The organism is Cohnella faecalis, assembly GCF_003570905.1.
GTDB lineage: Bacteria > Bacillota > Bacilli > Paenibacillales > Paenibacillaceae > Cohnella > Cohnella faecalis.
The window spans coordinates 1-7,798 of sequence record NZ_QXJM01000034.1 but is presented as its reverse complement, the minus strand read 5'-3'; the positions used below and the strand labels follow the sequence as shown (position 1 = coordinate 7,798).

9 protein-coding genes are annotated in these 7,798 nt (G+C 51.6%); 4 read left to right on the top strand and 5 right to left on the bottom strand.

Translation table 11 applies throughout. The features are described from left to right. Window positions 1–59: 59 nt before the first annotated feature. The 5 genes from D3H35_RS10675 to D3H35_RS30705 all read right to left on the bottom strand — a co-directional run bounded on the left by D3H35_RS10675 (window position 60) and on the right by D3H35_RS30705 (window position 3,597). Window positions 60–500 carry a hypothetical protein gene (locus D3H35_RS10675; RefSeq protein WP_119149170.1) on the bottom strand — a complete coding sequence of 147 codons (441 nt, stop codon included), beginning with the start codon at window positions 498–500 and terminating at the stop codon, window positions 60–62. A gap of 24 nt (window positions 501–524) precedes the next feature. Beyond that, window positions 525–1,370 (bottom strand): hypothetical protein, encoded by an 846-nt coding sequence (locus D3H35_RS10670; protein ID WP_147355812.1) that lies wholly within the window; start codon window positions 1,368–1,370, stop codon window positions 525–527. After that, the gene (locus D3H35_RS10665; protein ID WP_147355811.1) at window positions 1,304–2,404 is read right to left on the bottom strand and encodes a hypothetical protein; all 1,101 of its coding nucleotides are present in this window, start codon (window positions 2,402–2,404) and stop codon (window positions 1,304–1,306) included. The genes D3H35_RS10670 and D3H35_RS10665 overlap by 67 nt, the downstream gene beginning before the upstream one ends. Before the next feature lie 200 nt (window positions 2,405–2,604). Further along, a complete protein-coding gene (locus D3H35_RS10660; RefSeq protein WP_119149164.1) occupies window positions 2,605–3,303 on the bottom strand; it encodes a hypothetical protein in 699 nt (232 codons plus the stop codon). Window positions 3,304–3,426: 123 nt separating this feature from the next. Continuing rightward, a complete protein-coding gene (locus D3H35_RS30705) occupies window positions 3,427–3,597 on the bottom strand; it encodes a hypothetical protein (protein WP_158594060.1) in 171 nt (56 codons plus the stop codon). A gap of 292 nt (window positions 3,598–3,889) precedes the next feature. On the opposite strand from D3H35_RS30705, the gene D3H35_RS10650 reads away from it, so the two are divergent. The 4 genes from D3H35_RS10650 to D3H35_RS10635 form a co-directional block, all read left to right on the top strand. After that, window positions 3,890–4,411: a hypothetical protein gene (locus D3H35_RS10650; RefSeq protein WP_119149161.1), complete on the top strand. Its 522-nt coding sequence runs from the start codon at window positions 3,890–3,892 to the stop codon at window positions 4,409–4,411. A 382-nt stretch (window positions 4,412–4,793) separates the two neighbouring features. Beyond that, window positions 4,794–5,867 (top strand): hypothetical protein, encoded by a 1,074-nt coding sequence (locus D3H35_RS10645; RefSeq protein ID WP_119149159.1) that lies wholly within the window; start codon window positions 4,794–4,796, stop codon window positions 5,865–5,867. A 35-nt stretch (window positions 5,868–5,902) separates the two neighbouring features. Next, on the top strand, window positions 5,903–7,276 hold the full coding sequence (locus D3H35_RS10640) for a hypothetical protein (protein ID WP_119149157.1): 1,374 nt from the start codon (window positions 5,903–5,905) through the stop codon (window positions 7,274–7,276). 137 nt (window positions 7,277–7,413) lie between these two features. Continuing rightward, a partial coding sequence (locus D3H35_RS10635; RefSeq protein WP_147355810.1) for a hypothetical protein occupies window positions 7,414–7,798 on the top strand: 385 nt, incomplete at its 3' end.

Genomic DNA, 7,798 nt, shown 5'->3' with positions numbered 1-7,798 from the left:
CCTTCTCCGAATTGAAATGCACAATAATATGATTGTCGTGCGGTTGCCGTCACTGAACGTCACGACATTGTCATGCTCGATGACTTCGCCGGTGTCCCCCTTGATCGCGCCGCGAGTGGAACGATGGCCTGTACGCTGTACCTGCCTCCCGGGATCGGAATCGTTCTTTTCTCAACATCCGCCATAATAATTCGAGCGAAGCTGCCTTCGTTGATAGGCATCGTCAGCGTCGCAAAGCCGGAACGCCCGGCGATGAAGCTAAGAACGGGCGATGCAAATTGGATGTCGTATCGGACGGTATACTTCATTTCGGTAATCGGATCTTCCCGCTCCGTCGTCAGCACGACTTCCCTGGCGAGCTTCCCCGCTTCATACTGCGATTTCAAAAAAGCGTTCAACTGATGAACGCTGTACGAACAAACGACGTCCCAGCCGTTAGTGGAGGGCCTGCCTTCCATTAGGTTTACCAGGTCGCTCAGTTCCGGATAATTCGTTGTCATAGGGAACAGCCTCCATTACGGGGGTTATGTATGAAAAGAATAGCAGGTGCCGTGAAATTCAAGCGTTACTTCTTCCAGCTCGCTTAAATCAATGCGGCTTCGAAATGACTTGTCGACTTCAATTTTCCACGTCGTATACGGGCCGAACAACGCATAAGGCGTTTTTTCTCCCTGAAGGGACTCGCCGAAGCTCCCGTCGATGACGATGGTGGCATCGTTCAGATCGTACCGGAAAGGGACCTCCCGTTTATCGTGGTGAAAATCGTAGATGGCATTGTCTCTTGAAATCAGCTGCTCCTGTCCGGAATGCGTAATATTCAACAAAACTTCGCTGTTAGGCGCGCCCGGCTTCACTTTGGCGCCGTTTAGAAAACAGCGTACCTTCGTAATCCGCACGTTGGCCAAGCCGGCGAACGGACTTTTTGCATCCGCCTCGTGCTTTTGGAGCGGTATGTTGACCATTGCTTCGTAATTCGTTTTCATGAAACCGAGTTGAAGCGGAGTAAGCTTGAACGAAATGCCTTTTTGCTGATTGGCGGGAAAATAGGAGCAGTTCGTTCCGAAATGACCGACAGCGTCCTTGTAAAGTCCAAGGATTCTATTTTGTGCGCTCAACAATCCGGCATAAGTGACTTCCTTGACGCTCCCGCCCAGCACGTCGCTTAATTGGATGTGCTCAAGTGCCCAAAAGTTATAGGCGCGGGTCGTCAAATACAGCATTTCGAATATTTGGGCGATCGCATCGAAATACATGCGGGCGACAAACCCGGTATGTTCGGGAGAGACTTCCGTCATCATCCCGATCATCTGCTGATTAAACCGTTTAATGGCGCTTTCCAGCTCCTGCTGCTCGTTGATCGTCTGAAGCAAGAGTACGGCGTTGCATTATAAGTCATGATGTGGCCGTTTCTGTCGATGACCGTCTGCACATAGTCGTGCAGCGCCTCTCTTAGCTCAGTGCTGTCGATTTGGTCCGACACTTGGCGCAGCAAGCTTTCAATCGCTTCCGCGTCGCCGACCAGCTTCGCCGCGCCGGGATCGTCAGGCTGCAGCGAGCCGCCTGGCATGGCGCTGTAGCCTTCCTTCAAGCTCTGAAAGTCTTTTGTGATCGTCTTAAGCCGATTGACGAGATAGGCTTCATTGATAGTATCGTCGTCGGCGCCGGTTACTTTCGTTTTTCCGTCAAAAGCGATTTTGGCGCCGTGCGTGATCCACATTACGGAAGACGTCGGTGCAAATGCGATCGAACCGAGCGAGGAAAAAATATTGTCCCAGTTCCAGTCAAAATGTTTTTCCAGCTTCGCCTTGAAGCTTTCGATTCTCTCCTCGACAATTGCTTTCTTCCGGGCCATATACGGCGTATAATTATCAATCGTCCTGGCTGTATCCCCGAGCATGACAACAAGTTTATTTATTTTAGCCTTATGGCTTCTTACCGTAAACTCCGCCTGGCGTCTGGCCGCGGCCAGCGCAGATTTCGCTCGGGTGACGTCTTGGAGCGCTTCCAGCTGCAACGCATATTCTTCTTGAATCGTTTTGAAATTGGCGATTAGCGCATCAAGCTGCTCCCGGCAAAAGTCGAATGAAACGACCGGCACATGATTGTACTTGTATCCGTAATAATCAAGCCCCTGCGACAGTCTGTCCAAATACAGCACGGTTTTGCGATGCAAATCTTTGAAAATAGGAACGCTTCCTGCGGCGGCTATGCGCTGCTCGTATTTTGACCATAGCTTTTCCAGCGTGCTGCCCGCTTGCATATGTTCAAACGGCGACGTTTTTTGCTGCAAGCGTTTAAAATAGACCATCGTTTCCGCAACGGCTTCCCGGTCCGATGGCTCCAGGCAGAAATAACGCAAGCGGGCTTTCTCGAACAGCATTTGACATTGAACGGATGTATCCAAGGAAAAAGAATTCCTCTTGCATATTTGCCAATTGCGCTGCGCTGCCGACAGGCATGATGTGAAACATTCCGCGCTCGCCGCTTTTTCCGTTGTTCCCATTGACGACGCCTTCGCCATAGGTACCATACATCCCGCCGGATACGTCCGTGCTCGCTAACGCTGGCTCTTCCATCCGTCTGCAAGCACGATTAGGCGGGAAGTCATCTCCTGTATGACGACATCGCCGTTTCCGGCGAGGCGCTGTCCTTTAGCTTTTGTCTGAAAGGTTCAAGCAGCGCGACATCCGGATTTTCTTCCAGAATACCGATCAGTTTTTTGACTTTGTCGTCCTCATCCTCATCTTGGTAAATGTTCCTTAGTTCAGCCACCAGCTTCAAATAAGGATGACCATAGAGAAGCTTGACGTTCCCGCCGCAGCCGCCGTTGCCTCCGTCCCCTCCTTTTGTGTCCGAAGATAATCCGGCTTTGCCGTCTCCTCCTTTGCCGCCGCTGGCATTCATTTGAAAATGCGGTGAATCGGCGGCTGCAGTCTCGATAAACAAACTGAAATCGCCGCCGTCTTCTCCGTCCGTGCCGTCGGCGCCTTCGACCGGCGTCAAGCCGGGCTTGCCTTGCAAATCGAACGTCGCTTCGCCAAGCGTCGACATCCGGCTCGCCGAAACAATGCCGTGCGACAGCCTAAACGTCCCGCTTACGGCGACCTGCTCGGCGTACAGGTACGCTTCGTCATGGCTGCCGCCAAATTCGGTGCCCTCGCCGATTGCAAGATTGTCCTCGGTGCTCAAGTAAATAATCGAATCATTCCGGCCATCCCGGATCAATACTTGATTTTCCTTATGAATTTGCGACAGCAATACGTAATCGGCATCGTTCCGTTGCAGGTGTCTATCGTTGCCCATTGGCAATCCTCGCTCTCGCAGCCGTTCACGCTATTTGAGGTTAAATATTTTGGCTCTCTTTTCTTGCGCTCTCTTTTCCGCCTCTTTACGTTCCTTTCTTTTTCTTCAATATCCTTAAGGCGGTCACGTTCTTCTTTTTGATGTCCTCGCTTTTCTTCTCCAGATCCCGGCTTTCCGCTTCAACTCGGAAATCTCTTTTTCCAGCAGCTCCTTCCGGTCAAGCAGCTCGCGGTCGTCACTCCTGCGTTCGAGTTCCTGACGAATTCGCTCCGCGTCTTCGTATCTTTTCTGCAATTCCTGTTTTGTCGCTTCAATTCGGCTCGTATCCGCAGCCAGTTCCCGTTGCGTTTCGCTGATTTTTTCGGATAACGCGTGAGCTTGCGCAGCCAACACGTGGCTATGAACGAGTTCACCGAGATAGGAGGCTTCGGCCGTTCTCTCCGAAATCCGCTTAAAAATATCGCTGCCGATGGTTCCTGCACAAGTTGACTCAGCTTGTCCTGGTACGCTTCGGCAAGCTCGTTGAGCCGTTCATCACCGTGCCGACGAGCAATTCCGACGCACGCGGATTGGATAGCCGAAATGAATGCAATGCGTTCCATGCGAAGTGCTTGACCATATCAATATGAAAGTGTTGGAATTGCTCGTCGGCACCGGTGATGAACGGCTCAACGAGCTTGCCGAAGCGTACCAGGACAAGCTGAGTCAACTTGTGCAGGAAACCATCGGCAGCGATATTTTTAAGCGGATTTCGGAGAGAACGGCCGAAGCCTCCTATCTCGGTGAACTCGTTCATAGCCACGTGTTGGCTGCGCAAGCTCACGCGTTATCCGAAAAAATCAGCGAAACGCAACGGGAACTGGCTGCGGATACGAGCCGAATTGAAGCGACAAAACAGGAATTGCAGAAAAGATACGAAGACGCGGAGCGAATTCGTCAGGAACTCGAACGCAGGAGTGACGACCGCGAGCTGCTTGACCGGAAGGAGCTGCTGGAAAAAGAGATTTCCGAGTTGAAGCGGAAAGCCCGGGATCTGGAGAAGAAAAGCGAGACATCAAAAAAGAACGTGACCGCCTTAAGGATATTGAAGAAAAGAAAAAGAACGTAAAGAGGCGGAAAAGAGAGCGCAAGAAAAGAGAGCCAAAATATTTAACCTCAAATAGCGTGAACGGCTGCGAGAGCGAGGATTGCCAATGGGCAACGATAGACACCTGCAACGGAACGATGCCGATTACGTATTGCTGTCGCAAATTCATAAGGAAAATCAAGTATTGATCCGGGATGGCCGGATGATTCGATTATTTACTTGAGCACCGAGGACAATCTTGCAATCGGCGAGGGCACCGAATTTGGCGGCAGCCATGACGAAGCGTACCTGTACGCCGAGCAGGTCGCGTAAGCGGGACGTTTAGGCTGTCGCACGGCATTGTTTCGGCGAGCCGGATGTCGACGCTTGGCGAAGCGACGTTCGATTTGCAAGGCAAGCCGGCTTGACGCCGGTCGAAGGCGCCGACGGCACGGACGGAGAAGACGGCGGCGATTTCAGTTTGTTTATCGAGACTGCAGCCGCCGATTCACCGCATTTTCAAATGAATGCCAGCGGCGGCAAAGGAGGAGACGGCAAAGCCGGATTATCTTCGGACACAAAAGGAGGGGACGGAGGCAACGGCGGCTGCGGCGGGAACGTCAAGCTTCTCTATGGTCATCCTTATTTGAAGCTGGTGGCTGAACTAAGGAACATTTACCAAGATGAGGATGAGGACGACAAAGTCAAAAAACTGATCGGTATTCTGGAAGAAAATCCGGATGTCGCGCTGCTTGAACCTTTCAGACAAAAGCTAAAGGACAGCGCCTCGCCGGAAACGGCCGATGTCGTCATACAGGAGATGACTTCCCGCCTAATCGTGCTTGCAGACGGATGGAAGAGCCAAGCGTTAGCGAGCACGGACGTATCCGGCGGGATGTATGGTACCTATGGCGAAGGCGTCGTCAATGGGAACAACGGAAAAAGCGGCGAGCGCGGAATGTTTCACATCATGCCTGTCGGCAGCGCAGCGCAATTGGCAAATATGCAAGAGGAATTCTTTTTTCCTTGGATACATCCCGTTCAATGTCAAATGCTGTTCGAGAAAGCCCGCTTGCGTTATTTCTGCCTGGAGCCATCGGACCGGGAAGCCGTTGCGGAAACGATGGTCTATTTTAAACGCTTGCAGCAAAAAACGTCGCCGTTTGAACATATGCAAGCGGGCAGCACGCTGGAAAAGCTATGGTCAAAATACGAGCAGCGCATAGCCGCCGCAGGAAGCGTTCCTATTTTCAAAGATTTGCATCGCAAAACCGTGCTGTATTTGGACAGACTGTCGCAGGGGCTTGATTATTACGGATACAAGTACAATCATGTGCCGGTCGTTTCATTCGACTTTTGCCGGGAGCAGCTTGATGCGCTAATCGCCAATTTCAAAACGATTCAAGAAGAATATGCGTTGCAGCTGGAAGCGCTCCAAGACGTCACCGAGCGAAATCTGCGCTGGCCGCGGCCAGACGCCAGGCGGAGTTTACGGTAAGAAGCCATAAGGCTAAAATAAATAAACTTGTTGTCATGCTCGGGGATACAGCCAGGACGATTGATAATTATACGCCGTATATGGCCCGGAAGAAAGCAATTGTCGAGGAGAGAATCGAAAGCTTCAAGGCGAAGCTGGAAAAACATTTTGACTGGAACTGGGACAATATTTTTTCCTCGCTCGGTTCGATCGCATTTGCACCGACGTCTTCCGTAATGTGGATCACGCACGGCGCCAAAATCGCTTTTGACGGAAAAACGAAAGTAACCGGCGCCGACGACGATACTATCAATGAAGCCTATCTCGTCAATCGGCTTAAGACGATCACAAAAGACTTTCAGAGCTTGAAGGAAGGCTACAGCGCCATGCCAGGCGGCTCGCTGCAGCCTGACGATCCCGGCGCGGCGAAGCTGGTCGGCGACGCGGAAGCGATTGAAAGCTTGCTGCGCCAAGTGTCGGACCAAATCGACAGCACTGAGCTAAGAGAGGCGCTGCACGACTATGTGCAGACGGTCATCGACAGAAACGGCCACATCATGACTTATAATGCAACCGCCGTACTCTTGCTTCAGACGATCAACGAGCAGCAGGAGCTGGAAAGCGCCATTAAACGGTTTAATCAGCAGATGATCGGGATGATGACGGAAGTCTCTCCCGAACATACCGGGTTTGTCGCCCGCATGTATTTCGATGCGATCGCCCAAATATTCGAAATGCTGTATTTGACGACCCGCGCCTATAACTTTTGGGCACTTGAGCACATCCAATTAAGCGACGTGCTGGGCGGGAGCGTCAAGGAAGTCACTTATGCCGGATTGTTGAGCGCACAAAATAGAATCCTTGGACTTTACAAGGACGCTGTCGGTCATTTCGGAACGAACTGCTCCTATTTTCCCGCCAATCAGCAAAAAGGCATTTCGTTCAAGCTTACTCCGCTTCAACTCGGTTTCATGAAAACGAATTACGAAGCAATGGTCAACATACCGCTCCAAAAGCACGAGGCGGATGCAAAAAGTCCGTTCGCCGGCTTGGCCAACGTGCGGATTACGAAGGTACGCTGTTTTCTAAACGGCGCCAAAGTGAAGCCGGGCGCGCCTAACAGCGAAGTTTTGTTGAATATTACGCATTCCGGACAGGAGCAGCTGATTTCAAGAGACAATGCCATCTACGATTTTCACCACGATAAACGGGAGGTCCCTTTCCGGTACGATCTGAACGATGCCACCATCGTCATCGACGGGAGCTTCGGCGAGTCCCTTCAGGGAGAAAAAACGCCTTATGCGTTGTTCGGCCCGTATACGACGTGGAAAATTGAAGTCGACAAGTCATTTCGAAGCCGCATTGATTTAAGCGAGCTGGAAGAAGTAACGCTTGAATTTCACGGCACCTGCTATTCTTTTCATACATAACCCCCGTAATGGAGGCTGTTCCCTATGACAACGAATTATCCGGAACTGAGCGACCTGGTAAACCTAATGGAAGGCAGGCCCTCCACTAACGGCTGGGACGTCGTTTGTTCGTACAGCGTTCATCAGTTGAACGCTTTTTGAAATCGCAGTATGAAGCGGGGAAGCTCGCCAGGGAAGTCGTGCTGACGACGGAGCGGGAAGATCCGATTACCGAAATGAAGTATACCGTCCGATACGACATCCAATTTGCATCGCCCGTTCTTAGCTTCATCGCCGGGCGTTCCGGCTTTGCGACGCTGACGATGCCTATCAACGAAGGCAGCTTCGCTCGAATTATTATGGCGGATGTTGAGAAAAGAACGATTCCGATCCCGGGAGGCAGGTACAGCGTACAGGCCATCGTTCCACTCGCGGCGATCAAGGGGGACACCGGCGAAGTCATCGAGCATGACAATGTCGTGACGTTCAGTGACGGCAACCCGCACGACAATCATATTATTGTGCATTTCAATTCGGAGAAGG

Excerpts from the sequence above, each read along its gene's own strand:
- D3H35_RS10640 (WP_119149157.1), top strand. The coding sequence starts at position 5,903 with ATGCTCGGGGATACAGCCAGGACGATTGATAATTATACGCCGTATATG.
- D3H35_RS10650 (WP_119149161.1), top strand. The coding sequence starts at position 3,890 with ATGCAATGCGTTCCATGCGAAGTGCTTGACCATATCAATATGAAAGTG.
- D3H35_RS10660 (WP_119149164.1), bottom strand. The coding sequence starts at position 3,303 with ATGGGCAACGATAGACACCTGCAACGGAACGATGCCGATTACGTATTG.
- D3H35_RS10675 (WP_119149170.1), bottom strand. The coding sequence starts at position 500 with ATGACAACGAATTATCCGGAACTGAGCGACCTGGTAAACCTAATGGAA.